Source organism: Cognatiyoonia sp. (assembly GCF_965661665.1).
In the GTDB taxonomy this organism is placed as follows: Bacteria; Pseudomonadota; Alphaproteobacteria; order Rhodobacterales; family Rhodobacteraceae; genus Cognatiyoonia.
Genome location: NZ_CBFIEO010000010.1, coordinates 33,268 through 47,463, shown reverse-complemented (window position 1 = coordinate 47,463; position 14,196 = coordinate 33,268). Strand labels below are relative to the sequence as shown.

General features: G+C 56.4%; 19 protein-coding genes. 2 read left to right on the top strand and 17 right to left on the bottom strand.

Features of this window, described 5'->3' with window-relative positions; genetic code table 11:
* Nucleotides 1-92: 92 nt before the first annotated feature.
* The 13 genes from ACTF5F_RS08190 to ACTF5F_RS08130 form a co-directional block, all read right to left on the bottom strand.
* Nucleotides 93-500: a DUF5333 domain-containing protein gene (locus ACTF5F_RS08190; RefSeq protein WP_438956383.1), complete on the bottom strand. Its 408-nt coding sequence runs from the start codon at nt 498-500 to the stop codon at nt 93-95.
* Between the two features lie 95 nt (nt 501-595).
* Complete coding sequence (locus tag ACTF5F_RS08185; protein ID WP_438956382.1) at nt 596-1,042, bottom strand: DUF3291 domain-containing protein; 447 nt, start codon at nt 1,040-1,042, stop codon at nt 596-598.
* A gap of 227 nt (nt 1,043-1,269) precedes the next feature.
* Nucleotides 1,270-1,578 carry a hypothetical protein gene (locus tag ACTF5F_RS08180; protein ID WP_438956381.1) on the bottom strand — a complete coding sequence of 103 codons (309 nt, stop codon included), beginning with the start codon at nt 1,576-1,578 and terminating at the stop codon, nt 1,270-1,272.
* An 87-nt stretch (nt 1,579-1,665) separates the two neighbouring features.
* On the bottom strand, nt 1,666-2,949 hold the full coding sequence (gene nuoF / locus ACTF5F_RS08175) for an NADH-quinone oxidoreductase subunit NuoF (protein ID WP_438956380.1): 1,284 nt from the start codon (nt 2,947-2,949) through the stop codon (nt 1,666-1,668).
* A 32-nt stretch (nt 2,950-2,981) separates the two neighbouring features.
* The gene (locus ACTF5F_RS08170; protein WP_438956379.1) at nt 2,982-3,200 is read right to left on the bottom strand and encodes a DUF5337 family protein; all 219 of its coding nucleotides are present in this window, start codon (nt 3,198-3,200) and stop codon (nt 2,982-2,984) included.
* A 69-nt stretch (nt 3,201-3,269) separates the two neighbouring features.
* On the bottom strand, nt 3,270-3,965 hold the full coding sequence (locus tag ACTF5F_RS08165) for an NADH:ubiquinone oxidoreductase (protein ID WP_438956378.1): 696 nt from the start codon (nt 3,963-3,965) through the stop codon (nt 3,270-3,272).
* 171 nt (nt 3,966-4,136) lie between these two features.
* Nucleotides 4,137-5,150 (bottom strand): NADH-quinone oxidoreductase subunit NuoE, encoded by a 1,014-nt coding sequence (nuoE, locus tag ACTF5F_RS08160; RefSeq protein WP_438956377.1) that lies wholly within the window; start codon nt 5,148-5,150, stop codon nt 4,137-4,139.
* Nucleotides 5,150-5,497, bottom strand: a complete 348-nt coding sequence (locus ACTF5F_RS08155) for a hypothetical protein (RefSeq protein WP_438956376.1) — start codon at nt 5,495-5,497, stop codon at nt 5,150-5,152. The genes nuoE and ACTF5F_RS08155 overlap by 1 nt, the downstream gene beginning before the upstream one ends.
* Nucleotides 5,498-5,506: 9 nt before the next feature.
* Nucleotides 5,507-5,848: a hypothetical protein gene (locus ACTF5F_RS08150; protein ID WP_438956375.1), complete on the bottom strand. Its 342-nt coding sequence runs from the start codon at nt 5,846-5,848 to the stop codon at nt 5,507-5,509.
* Nucleotides 5,845-7,083 (bottom strand): NADH-quinone oxidoreductase subunit D, encoded by a 1,239-nt coding sequence (locus ACTF5F_RS08145; protein ID WP_438956374.1) that lies wholly within the window; start codon nt 7,081-7,083, stop codon nt 5,845-5,847. Before ACTF5F_RS08145 ends, ACTF5F_RS08150 begins: the two co-directional genes overlap by 4 nt.
* Nucleotides 7,080-7,691 (bottom strand): NADH-quinone oxidoreductase subunit C, encoded by a 612-nt coding sequence (locus ACTF5F_RS08140; RefSeq protein WP_438956373.1) that lies wholly within the window; start codon nt 7,689-7,691, stop codon nt 7,080-7,082. Before ACTF5F_RS08140 ends, ACTF5F_RS08145 begins: the two co-directional genes overlap by 4 nt.
* Nucleotides 7,688-8,209, bottom strand: coding sequence for a NuoB/complex I 20 kDa subunit family protein (locus ACTF5F_RS08135; protein ID WP_438956451.1), 522 nt, complete (start codon nt 8,207-8,209; stop codon nt 7,688-7,690). The genes ACTF5F_RS08140 and ACTF5F_RS08135 overlap by 4 nt, the downstream gene beginning before the upstream one ends.
* A complete protein-coding gene (locus ACTF5F_RS08130) occupies nt 8,209-8,574 on the bottom strand; it encodes an NADH-quinone oxidoreductase subunit A (protein WP_438956372.1) in 366 nt (121 codons plus the stop codon). Before ACTF5F_RS08130 ends, ACTF5F_RS08135 begins: the two co-directional genes overlap by 1 nt.
* Nucleotides 8,575-8,846: 272 nt before the next feature.
* Between ACTF5F_RS08130 and ACTF5F_RS08125 the strand changes: the two genes are divergently transcribed.
* The gene (locus ACTF5F_RS08125; RefSeq protein WP_438956371.1) at nt 8,847-9,290 is read left to right on the top strand and encodes a family 16 glycosylhydrolase; all 444 of its coding nucleotides are present in this window, start codon (nt 8,847-8,849) and stop codon (nt 9,288-9,290) included.
* 224 nt (nt 9,291-9,514) lie between these two features.
* On the opposite strand, the gene ACTF5F_RS08120 is transcribed toward ACTF5F_RS08125, so the two are convergent.
* The 4 genes from ACTF5F_RS08120 to ACTF5F_RS08105 all read right to left on the bottom strand — a co-directional run bounded on the left by ACTF5F_RS08120 (nt 9,515) and on the right by ACTF5F_RS08105 (nt 12,726).
* Nucleotides 9,515-10,294 carry a crotonase/enoyl-CoA hydratase family protein gene (locus tag ACTF5F_RS08120; protein ID WP_438956370.1) on the bottom strand — a complete coding sequence of 260 codons (780 nt, stop codon included), beginning with the start codon at nt 10,292-10,294 and terminating at the stop codon, nt 9,515-9,517.
* Between the two features lie 82 nt (nt 10,295-10,376).
* Entirely contained in the window at nt 10,377-10,685 is a 309-nt protein-coding gene (locus ACTF5F_RS08115) for a hypothetical protein (protein ID WP_438956369.1), read from the bottom strand.
* Nucleotides 10,686-10,751: 66 nt separating this feature from the next.
* On the bottom strand, nt 10,752-11,960 hold the full coding sequence (locus ACTF5F_RS08110) for a DegT/DnrJ/EryC1/StrS family aminotransferase (RefSeq protein ID WP_438956368.1): 1,209 nt from the start codon (nt 11,958-11,960) through the stop codon (nt 10,752-10,754).
* Nucleotides 11,961-12,063: 103 nt separating this feature from the next.
* Nucleotides 12,064-12,726: an HAD-IA family hydrolase gene (locus ACTF5F_RS08105; RefSeq protein WP_438956367.1), complete on the bottom strand. Its 663-nt coding sequence runs from the start codon at nt 12,724-12,726 to the stop codon at nt 12,064-12,066.
* Nucleotides 12,727-12,843: 117 nt separating this feature from the next.
* Between ACTF5F_RS08105 and glmU the strand changes: the two genes are divergently transcribed.
* Nucleotides 12,844-14,196: a bifunctional UDP-N-acetylglucosamine diphosphorylase/glucosamine-1-phosphate N-acetyltransferase GlmU gene (glmU, locus tag ACTF5F_RS08100; RefSeq protein ID WP_438956366.1), complete on the top strand. Its 1,353-nt coding sequence runs from the start codon at nt 12,844-12,846 to the stop codon at nt 14,194-14,196.

Sequence of the window (14,196 nt, the reverse complement as noted above, 5' to 3'; positions counted from 1 at the left end):
ATAAATGGGCATAACCGTGCTGACGGGGTTCTAACGCAGCATGCTAACCGATACCAGTCAGATCAGTGATTTTTTGACGCAAAAATGCGCCCTTATCGCAGCAATCGTCCAATGTTTGACCCAGCGGCAATTTCGGCCTCGCCGACGGCGCAATAGGTCGCCTCTGACCCGGCCTCGACACCAAGGTCTGAAAGGCGTCCGCGCGCGATCCCTTCTAGGCGTTTTTTCTCTTCAGAATCATGAATGTAGGCATCGATTTCATCATTCGAATACCCCAGACTACGGGCGTGTGATCTCAAGCTGTTGAGGAAACCAATAGCGCGGAAATAGCGGGGGCTGATGCTTCTGCATTTCTCAGAGATTTCATAGGCCATGCCTGTGGCAATGATCCCTTCGCGCACACGCTCCACATCTTTGAGTGCGGTTTGTGCGGTCAAACTGCCAGAAAGCGCCACGACGGAGATCGCGCCAACCAACACATCTATCATCCAGTTTTTCATATGCGGCCCTTTTGGCTCTTGAACTCGATGATCCTGAAATTGGGCTTTGGCGGCTGTTATTCAATATCAGGCCCAAATGATGCGCGTGCGACCGCTTACTGCTGCGCGCGAACCCAATCCCAGCCAAAGGCGTCTTGCGTGTCTCCATGTTCCTTGCGGTAGTCCAAGCGTTCGAGTGCTTCGTCCAAGGAAGGTCGGTGCCCCTCCTCCACCCACCACATCACGAAATGCTGCTGGGTAAAAACCTCGAACCATTCCGTTTTGCGGTCCATGAATTTGGCGTGGAGGGTTTTGAAGACAAAGGTTTCGAGACTACGAAGGTCTTCCCAGACCGTAAGGTTGGTCACGAACTGCGGATCACCGTCAATCTTTGTCTCCGTGTTGCCGGTGCCCGGTTCCCCCGACCCTTCCATCATCCAGACAAATCCGGGCATGCGTTTGCCCAAGCCGTTGATGTTATCAAGGTTGTTCATGAACTCTACCACACGGGGGTCATCTGTTGGGGCGACAAGCCGACCGATGTTGAGCTCAGCGAGGTTCATCTATCTGCGTCTTGATCTGGACGGGGCCACGCCACGGAAGCCATTGGTGATGAATGCATAGGTCAAGATTACGCAAATGACCTCTAGTCCTTCGAGCGGTGCGTAAACCCATGTGGGGGCGATGCCGTCTTGAATGGCGCGGAAAGTGAACCCCGCGGCAATGCCACAAACAGTAAGTGTGAAGGGTCCCGCTAGAACGCTAAGAAATCCGTCCCAGAAGGGTCGCATCAGCGTGCCACCAAAAGCGCACTGATCCCTGTCTGCTCCGCCACTTCGCGGTCGCCCGCAGCGCAAATGTTGTCAACACCAACCTCAACCCAGCCTCTGGCTTGGAACGACTGAGTTTTGACATCAGAGGCGAGATCAAGGCCGCTGGCTTGGCGGATCACTTGCAAACGGTCGTCCGCCCTATTGGAACGGGCCGCACTCAGCGCCAGTCGCATCTGGTCATTGAACTCATACCGTTCGCACGACAAAGGAATCTGACGCGCCAGTCGCAGTTTTGCACCGTAAACTGGAAGTGACTCCGCTAGCATTTTTTTCGCCGCCACTCCGTTGACAGACGCCATCGGCGCAGGCCAACAAGTCTAGGCTGACGGCAATCGCGAGCCCGCCCCGCTTTATTATTCCGCCGCAACCAAGCGTTTGTGTTTGATGCGGTCCTCGATCTCATCACGGTAGTTTCTGATGAGACCTTGGATCGGCCATGCCGCCGCATCGCCAAGCGCACAAATCGTGTGGCCTTCAACCTGCTTGGTGACGTCAAAGAGCATGTCGATCTCTTCAACCTCAGCCTCGCCTTTCACCAGACGGTCCATCACGCGCATCATCCAGCCGGTGCCTTCACGGCACGGTGTACACTGGCCGCAGCTTTCGTGTTTGTAGAACTTCGACAGGCGCCAGATCGCTTTGATGATGTCGACGGAGTTGTCCATGACGATCACCGCCGCTGTCCCAAGGCCAGAGCCGAGTTCCCCACGCAGGTAGTCGAAATCCATGATCGCGTCTTTCATGCGCTCGCCGCGCACACATGGCACAGAGGAGCCACCAGGAATGACTGCTTTCAAGTTGTCCCAACCGCCGCGAATTCCGCCACAGTGCTTTTCGATCAGCTCTTCAAACGTGATCGACATTTCTTCTTCAACCACGCAGGGGTTGTTCACATGACCCGAAATCGCAAAAAGCTTTGTGCCTGCGTTGTTCTGGCGGCCCATACCCGCGAACCAGCTTGCGCCACGGCGCAGGATCGTGGGCACGACAGCAATGGACTCAACGTTGTTCACTGTGGTCGGACACCCATAAAGACCCGCGCCCGCTGGGAACGGTGGCTTCATCCGCGGCATACCCTTTTTGCCCTCAAGACTTTCGAGGAGCGCGGTTTCTTCACCGCAGATGTATGCGCCCGCACCGTGGTGCAAGTAGATGTCAAAATCCCAGCCGGATTTAGCGGCGTTTTTGCCAACCAGACCCGCTTCATAAGCCTCGTCAATCGCGGCTTGCAGCGCTTCTTTTTCGCGAATGTATTCGCCGCGGATGTAGATGTAGCAGGCGTTCGCGTTCATCGCGAAAGACGCAATCAAACAGCCTTCGATCAGCGTGTGTGGATCATGGCGCATGATCTCACGGTCTTTGCAGGTGCCAGGCTCAGATTCGTCAGCGTTCACAACCAGATAGGACGGGCGGCCATCGCTTTCCTTCGGCATGAAGGACCACTTCAAGCCCGTCGGGAAGCCCGCACCGCCGCGACCCCGCAGGCCGGAGGCTTTCATCTCTTCAATGATCCACTCACGGCCCTTTTTGATAAGGCCAGCTGTGCCATCCCAATGGCCACGCGCCTTGGCACCTTTCAGTGTCCGGTCGTGCATTCCGTAAAGGTTGGTAAAAATGCGGTCCTGATCCTTAAGCATCGGTCAGCGTTCCCTTTTGGCTACGAGGGTCATCATTTGCTTCGTGTCTTTTGCCACAGCTTCCACGTCACCACCAGTGCCCAAAAGAACGCAGCCAAAGAAATCAGATAGAGCAGAATTTCATATCGCGGCTCCAGCCCAAGCGTTGTTACGATGTCGGGTGCGAGGATACTGAGAAGGCCCGCAATCGCGATGGTGATCGCAATCGTGCGCCCTTCGCGTTGGGTTTGTGGCGTGTGGTTATCGGCCATGTGTCCCTCAACAAAAAAACCCTGCCCGCGGTGCTGCGGGCAGGGCCTAAAATGCCTGAAGTCTGCGTCCTAGTAAACGCCGCCCTTCTTTGCTTTCTTTGAAAATTCAGTGGTGCCGCCTTTGGCTAGAACCTTGGCCTGTTTGACCCACTCATCGCGGGATACACGGCCTTTGAAGCCTTCAAGGTTTTCATCAACCCATTTGACTTCTTTCGCCCGCCAGCCGGCAACTTGGTCAAAGTGATAGACGCCCATTGTGTTCAGCATCTTTTCAAGCTTTGGACCGACGCCTTTGATCTGCTTGAGATCATCGGCACCACCAGCGCGGGCTTTATTGAGCATCTCAGGCTTGCCGTCGGCAGCAACGCGGGCGCGCTTTGGCTTGGCTTCTGCTTTCGGCTTGGCGGCTGCTTTCGATTTAGGCGCAGCACCTGGTGCTGCAGCAGCAGCCGATGCAGCAGTTGCAGTGGCCACGGATGCGGATGAGGTTGCCGCAGATGCGGATGGTGCAGAGGCGTTGGCTTCTTCAGCTTTGCCAGCGCCAGGCGCGCCAGGGTTCAAGTCGCGGGCACCTTGCGGACCAGCCTGTGGCTCACGCCAGCCAAGCCACAATAGCAAAGCAACAATCAGCGCAACGATTAGGCCAACAATGAAGCCGCCGCTCATAGAAAATTCATACATGACCCAAGCAACGCCTGCGGCAACGATGCCAAACAGGGCTGCAGCAGCCAAAATACCCGTGCTCTTAGGCGCAGTATCTTTCATTTTTTCAGTCTCCTCAGGGTTGGCAGTCTCCAAACCCTCTAAGTTATGCAGCAGGCGCGCTCTTCGGCACGCTTCATCCACTCCGCCATTCTATAGCGTAGCGTATGGCACACTTATATGGAAATTGGAGGGGAAAAGTCGATCCACGCGCAACTGTGGAGCGGTAGACAATTACTTTGCCAATTTTTTAGCCTGTGCGATCCACTTGTCACGCTCAATCCGGCCTTTGAACTTCAAGCGGTCATCGACCCAAGACACTTCGGCCTTGGTCCATTTGGCAATCTGATCAAAGTGCCAGAAGCCCAGCTCATTCAAGATGACTTCAAGCTTTGGCCCGACGCCGCTGATCATCTTGAGATCATCCGCACCCGATTTGCGCGGGGCGTTCATCGTGCGAGGTTTCGCAGGGCCTTTGGATTTGGCGGCTGGCTTTGATGCAGATTTCTTTGGCGCTGATTTCTTGGATGAGGTCTTTGGTGTGCCAAGCCAAGGCGTGATGATCGGAACTTCGGTCCCATCGATACGCTTGAGTGTGTCGCCAATATCCGTCGCCAGCTGTACGCTCGCGTTATATTGCGTTTTGCCGCTGTCGTATTCCGTCAGTGATGTCAGCCCCTTCAGCGGCTCTGCGGCGTAGCGGCCATTTTGCGGACCTGGAGTCGGCACGCGCCCAGCGGCCATTTCATCGATCAACTCACCCAGCTTTTCGGCAGTCAGATCTTCGTAATAGTCTTTGCCGATCTGGGCCATTGGCGCATTGGCGCAAGAGCCCAAGCATTCAACCTCTTCCCAGCTGAACTTGCCATCGGCGGACACCTCATGGGGTTTCGCGGCGATCTTTTCTTTGCAGACCGCGACCAAATTCTGTGCCCCGCAAATCATGCAAGACAGTGTGCCGCAAATCTGGATATGCGCGACGGAGCCGACGGGCTGCAACTGAAACATGAAGTAGAACGACGCCACTTCGAGCACGCGGATGTAAGCCATGTCCAACATCTCCGCCACATGCTCAATCGCGGGGCGTGTTAGCCAGCCTTCTTGTTCCTGCGCGCGCCACAAAAGCGGGATCACGGCAGAGGCTTGCCGCCCCTCAGGATATTTTGTGATCTGACCTTCTGCCCAAGCTTTGTTGGCAGGTGTGAACGCAAAGGTGTCAGGTTGGTCGTGATACAAACGGCGAAGCATTAGCATGCAGTCTTTCGTTGTTGGAAAAAGTAGAGGCTTGCAGCCAGTGTAAGCACGCCCACCGCCAGATGCGGCAGCGGCGTTGTCGACATGTAAAGAACAGCGTCAAAGAGCCCGAGCCCACCAAAGCCCGCGAGAAGCACGGCCAGCACTTTTGTGTCTGCGTAGATGATGGCCGCAATGAGCATGGCACCAAAGAAGAAATATCGCCCGCCCATGACAGCGGGCAGCGTTTCATAACTGTGGTAGGTCACAGACAATGCAGCGTCTGGGTTCGCTTCGAACCAAACGCCATAGCCCAACAGAACGACTGCGGCCGCGAAACCTATGATCCGTACCAGCGCCACGACTTAGATTTAGACAGCCGGACAACCGGCGGAGATGATGCGGATGGATCCGTTGGCTTGGTTGCCAATGGCGCGGCCCTCGGCCTCAAGCTCACCCGCAGCAGCCGCAAGGTCGGCGCTGCTTAAGCTGGCGTTCGCCAAAACCGCATTGATCGTCGTCGCATCAATCACACATCCCTGCCCTTCAACCGCTGCGACCAAACGCTCTTTCGCGGTCAGCACAGGTGCTGCTGTCTCCATCGGTTCAGGCACGGAGGCCGCGCCGCCGCTGGCGCGCAAATCAGGCAGTTCGATCCCGCCGGAACAAGCCGACAAAAGCGCAATCGCGGAAATAAGTGTGATACGTGTCATCTGTCGATCTCCCCAAATACAACGTCCATTGTGCCGATGATGGCGGCGACGTCTGCCAGTTGGTGACCAGTGGTCACATGATCCATTGCTTGCAGGTGCAAATACCCCGGCGCGCGCAGCTTGGCGCGATAAGGTTTGTTGCTGCCATCCGCCACGAGGTAGACTCCAAACTCACCTTTTGGTGCTTCCACAGCGGCATAAACCTCACCTGCAGGCACGTGAAACCCTTCTGTGTAAAGCTTGAAGTGGTGAATAAGCGCTTCCATCGAGGTTTTCATGTCGCCCCGAGTAGGCGGCGTCATCTTGCCCCGTGCCATCACATCACCCTTTTCATGGAACAGCTTTTCGCAGGCCTGACGGATGATGGAGGTGGATTGGCGCATCTCTTCCATGCGACAGAGATAGCGATCATAGCAGTCGCCGTTTTTGCCGACGGGGACTTGGAACTCAAACTCGTCGTAGCATTCATAGGGCTGCGCACGACGTAGATCCCATGCAAAGCCGGACCCGCGCACCATGACGCCGGAGAAGCCCCAGTTCTGGATATCCTCTTCGGTGATGACGCCAATGTCAGCATTGCGCTGTTTGAAGATGCGGTTTTCGTTCAGAAGGCTGGCGATGTCGTCCAGAACCTTTGGAAACTTTACGGCCCAAGCGTCGATGTCTTCGATCAACTGGGTTGGCAGATCTTGATGAACACCACCAGGCCTGAAGTACGCCGCGTGGAGGCGGGCCCCACAGGCGCGTTCGTAAAAGACCATCAACTGCTCACGCTCTTCGAAACCCCAAGCGAGCGGGGTCATCGCACCGACGTCCATCGCTTGGGTTGTAACGTTTAAAAGGTGGTTCAGCACTCGGCCAATTTCGGAATAGAGCACGCGGATCAGGGAGGCGCGGCGCGGAACTTCCGTCTTCGTCAGCTTCTCAATCGCCAGACACCACGCATGTTCCTGATTCATCGGCGCCACGTAGTCGAGGCGGTCAAAATACGGCAGGTTTTGCAGGTAGGTGCGGCTTTCCATCAGCTTTTCGGTGCCACGGTGCAGCAGGCCGATATGCGGGTCGCAGCGTTCAACGATCTCACCGTCGAGTTCAAGAACCAGACGCAAAACACCATGCGCCGCAGGATGTTGCGGGCCGAAATTGATGTTGAAGTTGCGGATCTTCTGTTCGCCTGTCATAGCGTCCATGGAGCCGTCATCATAGGTATTGGTGCGGATATCACCGTCCATCATGATGCCTTCTCCTCAGCCTTCTCATCGCCCGGCATGATATATTCGGCCCCCTCCCAAGGGCTCATGAAATCAAACTGGCGGTATTCCTGAACCAGTGAAACCGGCTCATATACGACCCGCTTTTGCACTTCATCATAGCGCACTTCGGTGTAACCTGTCGTGGGGAAATCTTTGCGCAGCGGATATCCGCGGAAGCCGTAGTCGGTCAGGATGCGGCGCAAATCTGGATGGCCAGAGAACAGGATGCCGAACATGTCGAAGACTTCCCGTTCAAACCAGTTTGCGGAGGGGTGAACGGAAATGATAGAGGGGACCATATCCTCTTCACGCACCTCAACGCGCAATCGAATGCGCTGGTTCTGGTACATACTGAGGAAGTGATAAACCACATCAAACCGCTTGGTGCGGCTTGGGAAATCAACCGCCGTGATGTCCACCAACGTTGAGAACTGGCAATCGGCATCGTTGCGTAGAAACTTCACGAAGCTCACCAAATTGGCAAGCGCGACGGTAACGTTCAACTCATTATGCGACAATTCCCAAGACACCACGCAATCCTTACGCTTGAGTTCAAGGTGTTGGCCAAGTTGTTCAAGGGCTTCACTCATCGGATGATCGTCCCTGTGCGGCGAATTTTGCGTTGTAGTTGCAGGATGCCGTAAAGCAGCGCCTCTGCCGTTGGTGGGCAGCCTGGTACATAGACGTCAACCGGCACGATGCGGTCGCAGCCACGCACAACGCTGTAAGAATAGTGGTAATACCCGCCCCCGTTGGCGCAAGACCCCATGGAGATCACATAGCGCGGCTCTGGCATCTGGTCATAAACCTTGCGCAAGGCTGGGGCCATTTTGTTGGTCAACGTACCCGCCACGATCATCAGGTCAGACTGACGGGGGGAGGCACGCGGCGCCGTGCCGAACCGCTCCAGATCGTAGCGCGGCATGGAAGTATGCATCATTTCAACCGCGCAACAGGCCAGACCGAACGTCATCCAGTGCAGGGAGCCGGTCCGCGCCCAGTTGATGATGTCAGCGGTGGAGGTGACGAGGAAACCTTTATCCTGCAGCTCTGCATTCAACGCGCTGGTGGCGGCTTCTTTGTCTGCGCCGACTTGTGTGCCTGTCATCACTCCCATTCCAGAGCCCCTTTCTTCCATTCATAGGCGAACCCGATGGTAAGCACCGCCAAGAACACCATCATCGACCAAAAGCCGACCATGGAGATGTCTTGGAACGCCACGGCCCACGGGAACAGGAAGGCGACCTCAAGGTCAAAGATGATGAACAGGATCGAAACGAGGTAGAACCGCACGTCGAACTTCATCCGCGCGTCATCGAAAGCGTCAAAACCACATTCGTAGGCGGAAACCTTTTCAGGATCGGGGTTTCTGACGGCCACGATCGCCGCCGCTGCGATCAGGATCAGACCAAGGGCAATTGCGAGCCCAAGAAAGATCATGATGGGGAGATATTCGTTGAGCATCTCTTGCAAAAGATGGTCCTTTCCCTGGCAATGCAAAAAACACAGTCTGCTTGGCTGCGCCCTGTCTATCCTTGGGGGGTCAGAGGGTCAACGGGACATGCCGCTCCATATGAAAGTTTGTGAAGTCTTTCACTTGCCGCCTCTCGCACCACCGCGTTAACCACTTTTTGCGAAAATTAATGATGATTTGCGACCGGTTAATTAGTTAACAAATGGTTAACGCAGGAGTTGGTTGCGTGCGCGAATTGGGGTTGTTTCTTTCATGCTTTGCTGGGGATGCGATGGAGCAGGGATTTGATGAAACTTACCAAAACCTCGTCCAAACACGGTGGCATGTGGCAGAGTATGATTTCTTCCATCCTGCGTTTGACACCGATTGGCGCAGGTCTCAGGTGGCGACTGAGGATGAGATGACGCCTGCCTTAGCGCCGCATAACGTCCTGAACCGCTTTGCTGGGGGTTCGATTCGCACGAAAGCGCAGTTTCAGTACGGCTATTATGAGACGCGGATGATTGCGGCCGACGGGCCAGGCGTGGTGACAGGGCTTTTCACCTACACCGGCCCGCATTACGGCACGCGCCATGATGAGATCAGCATTGAAATTTTGGGCAAGGACACAACGAAGCTGCACGTCGCGTGGTTTGTCGGTGGCAGCTTGACCAATTACTTCATCCCGCTGGGCTTTGATGCGGCGGGCTGCGTTGATGATTATGAGTTTATTTAAGAGCCGTATGCCCTGACGTGGTTCATCAACAGCAAACCGGTGTATCAACATTGGCCAAGGACGGCCCGATCACGAGTGTGCCGGGGCATCTGTTTGTAAACCTTTGGGCGGCTGACCCGAGCATTGCGGTTTGGTCAGATGTGCTGCACCCAGATACGACCGCACGGGCCAGAGTTGATCGTGTCAGATTCCACTCCCTAGGCGACCTTCAAAGGGGCAGCTGACTAAGGCACCCAGCGCGCTTTGCGTTTGTCAAAGAAGGCGGCGAGCCCCTCCTGCGCTTCATCGGTTTCACATTGGTCGACGAAGCTTTGGGCGCTCTGTCTGATTACTTCATCATCGATTGTAGGGCCCAGTGAGCGGAGGAGCGTTTTCGCGGCCGTCACCGCAGATGGGGCACAGGCGAGGTAGGGGCGGACTTCCGCCTCGATCGCAGCGTCCAGCTCATCAGATCGGACCGTTTTGGAGATGAGGTTGAGCGCTACTGCCTCCGCCGCATCAAAGACCTTCGAAGACATGAGCACGCGGCGGGCGTTCGCCTCCCCCATGCGGGCGACGACGAACGGCGCGAGGGTTGCGGGCACCATGCCAAGGCGGGTTTCGGTCAGGCCAAACTTCGCAGTGTCGCTGGCCACAACAAGGTCACAGACAGACAAAAGCGCCGCCCCTGCCCCAAACGCATTACCGTGACAGCGCACGATCAACGGCTTTGGCAGCGTGTTGATGTCCCGCAGCATCTGCGCCAATCGCAAGGCATGGGCCATGCGAACCTCTGGCCCCGAAGCGGCAAGCTGCTGTATCCAGCGCAGATCGCCACCTGCGCAAAAGGTCTCCCCCTCCGCTGCGAGAACGACCACGCGAACATTTGCGTTTGCTGCCAAATCGGAAAAAGCAGCGGACAGCGCGTCCATCATCTCAACCGACAGCGCGTTATGCTTTTCGGGTCGGGAGAGCGTCAGTGTGGCGACGCCCAAAGCATCAATGTCTGTGCGGATATGTGCCACCTCGTCATCCCGTATGTCTTTGCTTTAGAGATAGACTGTCAGGCACAAACGCCCCTGCCCACCCCAACGTCGCGTCAGCGGTTTATGCATCACTTTTAATGGACATTTTGCCGGGCTGCGCAAGGTTACCATCGCGCATGACCGCATAGGTGATGGTTTGCTGCGGTGCTTTCGGCACGCAGGTGATGACTATCCAAACCTCACCACCACCCGGCATGGCAAAGCAATCGGTTGCTTTCGCGTCAGCACCGGCCCACGCGACATATTCTGCCGCCCAGCGTTCAATCACATCCCCCTCGGACGGGGGCGCGGCGCGGCCCAGTTGAAAGCCCACAACTCCGGTGAGGACAATCGCAAGGACAACAGGAAGATAATAGAGCTTCGGCGGCATGGCGGCATAACTTATCAAGGTCTGCGGATAATAAAGCAGATGGCGCAGATTGTCAGTCTGACAACTCTACTCAGCCGCCGCGCCCTTGGATTGAAATACCGTGCTCACCTCTTGCCGAATAATCCGACCGATCAGCGCACAGTCTTCAAGGGAGAATGTGAGTGGCAGGCGCATATCGATGATGCCCGCCAAGATGCGATCAGTCTTAGGCAAAGGCGTTGAAGTAGTATATCGCCAACTGTCATAGCGGGAGGTGAAGCCAACAGGCTCCGCCCCGCCGAACCACTTAAGCTCAACGCCCCGACGGGCGCAGCGGTACAGCACCTCTTGAACCGCGCTTGCGTCCCAATCGAGCAAGAGAAATTGGAATGAGGACGCGACGAATGCCTCCTTCTCAGGCCGTGTTGGCAAGGACAGGGCGGTTACATCCGACAATTCCCTTTCCAAAACGCGGTAGCGTTCGTTCCAGCGGGCGGCTTGTTTTGGCAAGTCTTGTAATTGAGGCCGCAGGATCGCGGCCCTGAGGTTGTCCATTCGACCTGAGATGTTCGGCGTCTCGTATTTTATCGCAGCAAATGCCTCTGGCGGCGGTGCCGCGCGGTGCCGATCGAAGAGCATATAGCTCCCAGACAGCATGATGGCGCGGGCCATGACCTCCGCATCGTCGGTGATGAGAAAACCCCCTTCCCCCGAATTGATGTGTTTGTAAGTCTGTGTTGAAAAACAGCCGATTTTGCCGGACCGCCCAGATGGCACGCCGCTCCATGCCGCGCCCATTGTATGTGCGCAGTCTTCAATTACGATCACGCCCGCCTCGTCACAAATGCGCGTCAGCGCATCCATATCGGCCAGATGCCCGCGCATGTGGCTCAGCATCAGTACATCAGCCTGATCCGCTTTCGCAGCTAAGTCATCCAAGTCAATTGTGAGGTCTTCGGTAACACCAACGAAGATCGGCGTCGCCCCAACGCTGGCAATCGCGCCAGGCACTGGGGCCAAGGTGAAGGCGTTGGTCAGAACCCTGTCGCCTGCAGTCACGCCCAGCGCACGCAGGGCTGTGGCCATAGCATAGCCGCCGGATGCGACCGCGAGGCAATATTTCGCCCCTGTCGCGGCAGCAAACTCTTCCTCCAAAAGCGCGGTTTCGACGATTTCTCCCTCAGCTACATTATAGCGATGCAGCCTTCCGTGCTGCATCACAGCCAAGGCCGCGTCGATCCCCGCCTGCGGGATCGGCTCTTGTTGTGTAAAACTGCCTGTGAAACGCTCTTCCATACAAAAACCCTGACCGTCAGAGACCGCTTTGGTCAATGGGCACAAACGCACTTTCACAAATATTGATGAGGGCGTTAGGGTGCGCCGAAGGCCGTAAGTATGATTAAGGAAGCAGTTGGTCCACGATGGCGGGCAGATCGGCATAGGATTCCAGCAGCGCTTCCGGGGCCAAAGCCGCCATATCCCCACCCCCGGGGCCAAAGGTCACAAGTACGGACGGCACACCTGCATTGGCGGCGGTTTCCCTGTCTGTCTTGGTATCGCCCACCAGCAACATGCGGGATGGATCACCACCTGCTTGCAATGCGGTTTCAATCAGGTGCTTCGGGTCAGGTTTGCGGACCGGCAGACTGTCCGCTCCAAGGAGCGCATCGAACATGTGGCGGACGCCGAGGCGGGTAATCAAGTCCTCCGCCAAAGCGAAGGGTTTGTTGGTGCAGATCGCAACAGCATCACCTGCACGTTTGAGCACATCAACCGCCTCCATGGCGCCGTCGTAGAGGTAGGTGTGGGTGTCGAGCTGTTCGGCATATGCCGCCAAAAGGATGGGATATTGGCGGTCAACCTCTGCCTTCCCAAAACCGTCGACCCGATCAAAGCCGAGGTCGAGCATCGCGCGACCGCCACGCAATGCCGTTGCCGCATCCCGTGCAGGATCGAGCAAATCGCCAAGCCCAAGCTCCCGAAAGCAGTGGTTTGCCGCCGCGATCAAGTCCCCGCTGGTATCCGCGAGCGTGCCATCAAGGTCAAAAACTACCGTGCGCATGTTGTCCTCTGTGCTTAACTCTTCTGTAACGAAACGTAATTGGAAGTGAAGCCCGCAAGGCTTGAGAATAGGGGCTAATCAGGTAAAACCCAAAAAAAGACAAAGGTTTCATCGTTAATGGCGACAGCCCTTATTATTTTGGCTGCGGGCAAAGGCACCCGCATGAATTCAGACCTGCCGAAAGTGCTGCACCCGATTGCGGGGGCGCCGCTCTTGGTGCATGCAATGAAATCAGGCGCCTCTTTGTCGCCTGAAAAGACCGTCGTTGTCGCAGGTCACGGGGCGGAATTGGTTGAAAATGCTGCGCTGGCTTGGGACGACACCGTATCAGTGGTAGTGCAAGAGGAGCAACTGGGCACCGCTCATGCCGTCGCACAGGCACGCGACGCTCTGAATGGGTTCGAAGGTACTGCATTCGTAGTCTACGGGGATACGCCCTTTATCTCTACTGAAACGCTGGACGCCATGAAAGCCCGCCGCGCCACGGCTGATGTGATTGTGCTGGGGTTCGAAGCCTCTGATCCAGGCCGCTATGGGCGGTTGGTCACGACTGGCAATGCTTTGGAGCGGATTGTGGAAATCAAGGACGCCACCGACGCTGAACGGGCAATCACGCTTTGCAACAGTGGCGTTGTCGCGGCTGACGCGCAGACGCTATTCGACCTGGTCGATGATGTGACGAACGACAACGCGGCCGGAGAATACTATCTAACAGACATCGTGGCGATTGCGCGTGACCGCGAGTTGTCGGCGGAGGTTGTTCGCTGTGATGAAGCTGAGACGCTGGGCATCAACAGCCGTGCGGAACTGGCACAGGCAGAAGCGGCGTTTCAGTCGAAAGCGCGGAGGACGGCGCTAGAAGATGGCATCGCGATGGCGGCTCCTGACACGGTTTATTTTGCCCATGATACGTTCGTTGGCCGCGACGCCCTGATCGAGCCCAATGTCGTGTTTGGAAATGGCGTAACGGTTGAAAACGGGGCCACAATCCGCGCGTTTTCCCACTTGGAAGGGTGCCATGTCGCACGGGATGCGGTTGTGGGGCCCTATGCCCGCCTCCGCCCTGGGGCGGAAGTGCAGGAAGGTGCCAAGGTCGGCAACTTTGTGGAAATGAAGAATGCCGTTTTGGCCGAAGGGGCAAAGGTCAACCACCTGTCCTACATCGGGGATGCGAGCATTGGGGAACGTACCAACATCGGCGCGGGCACGATCACCTGCAACTACGATGGTGTGTTTAAACACAAAACAATCGTGGGCGCTGATGCCTTTATCGGGTCCAACACAATGTTGGTCGCGCCAGTGTCGGTCGGCGCTGAAGCCATGACCGCCAGCGGTTCAGTTATCACACGCAACGTGCCAGACGGCGATCTTGCCGTGGCGCGGGCGCGGCAGGAAAACAAACCGGGGCTCGCCCGCCGAATGTTTGAAAAGTTAAAGTCCAACAAGGAAAAACAGGCAAAAGGAGCCTGA

Excerpts from the sequence above, each read along its gene's own strand:
- ACTF5F_RS08180 (WP_438956381.1), bottom strand. The coding sequence starts at position 1,578 with ATGCTAGCGGAGTCACTTCCAGTTTACGGTGCAAAACTGCGACTGGCG.
- ACTF5F_RS08145 (WP_438956374.1), bottom strand. The coding sequence starts at position 7,083 with ATGATGGACGGTGATATCCGCACCAATACCTATGATGACGGCTCCATG.
- ACTF5F_RS08140 (WP_438956373.1), bottom strand. The coding sequence starts at position 7,691 with ATGAGTGAAGCCCTTGAACAACTTGGCCAACACCTTGAACTCAAGCGT.
- ACTF5F_RS08115 (WP_438956369.1), bottom strand. The coding sequence starts at position 10,685 with ATGCCGCCGAAGCTCTATTATCTTCCTGTTGTCCTTGCGATTGTCCTC.
- ACTF5F_RS08125 (WP_438956371.1), top strand. The coding sequence starts at position 8,847 with ATGGAGCAGGGATTTGATGAAACTTACCAAAACCTCGTCCAAACACGG.
- ACTF5F_RS08105 (WP_438956367.1), bottom strand. The coding sequence starts at position 12,726 with ATGCGCACGGTAGTTTTTGACCTTGATGGCACGCTCGCGGATACCAGC.
- ACTF5F_RS08170 (WP_438956379.1), bottom strand. The coding sequence starts at position 3,200 with ATGGCCGATAACCACACGCCACAAACCCAACGCGAAGGGCGCACGATT.
- glmU (WP_438956366.1), top strand. The coding sequence starts at position 12,844 with ATGGCGACAGCCCTTATTATTTTGGCTGCGGGCAAAGGCACCCGCATG.
- nuoF (WP_438956380.1), bottom strand. The coding sequence starts at position 2,949 with ATGCTTAAGGATCAGGACCGCATTTTTACCAACCTTTACGGAATGCAC.
- ACTF5F_RS08110 (WP_438956368.1), bottom strand. The coding sequence starts at position 11,960 with ATGGAAGAGCGTTTCACAGGCAGTTTTACACAACAAGAGCCGATCCCG.
- ACTF5F_RS08190 (WP_438956383.1), bottom strand. The coding sequence starts at position 500 with ATGAAAAACTGGATGATAGATGTGTTGGTTGGCGCGATCTCCGTCGTG.
- ACTF5F_RS08165 (WP_438956378.1), bottom strand. The coding sequence starts at position 3,965 with ATGAAAGATACTGCGCCTAAGAGCACGGGTATTTTGGCTGCTGCAGCC.
- ACTF5F_RS08150 (WP_438956375.1), bottom strand. The coding sequence starts at position 5,848 with ATGACACGTATCACACTTATTTCCGCGATTGCGCTTTTGTCGGCTTGT.
- ACTF5F_RS08185 (WP_438956382.1), bottom strand. The coding sequence starts at position 1,042 with ATGAACCTCGCTGAGCTCAACATCGGTCGGCTTGTCGCCCCAACAGAT.
- ACTF5F_RS08135 (WP_438956451.1), bottom strand. The coding sequence starts at position 8,209 with ATGACAGGCACACAAGTCGGCGCAGACAAAGAAGCCGCCACCAGCGCG.
- nuoE (WP_438956377.1), bottom strand. The coding sequence starts at position 5,150 with ATGCTTCGCCGTTTGTATCACGACCAACCTGACACCTTTGCGTTCACA.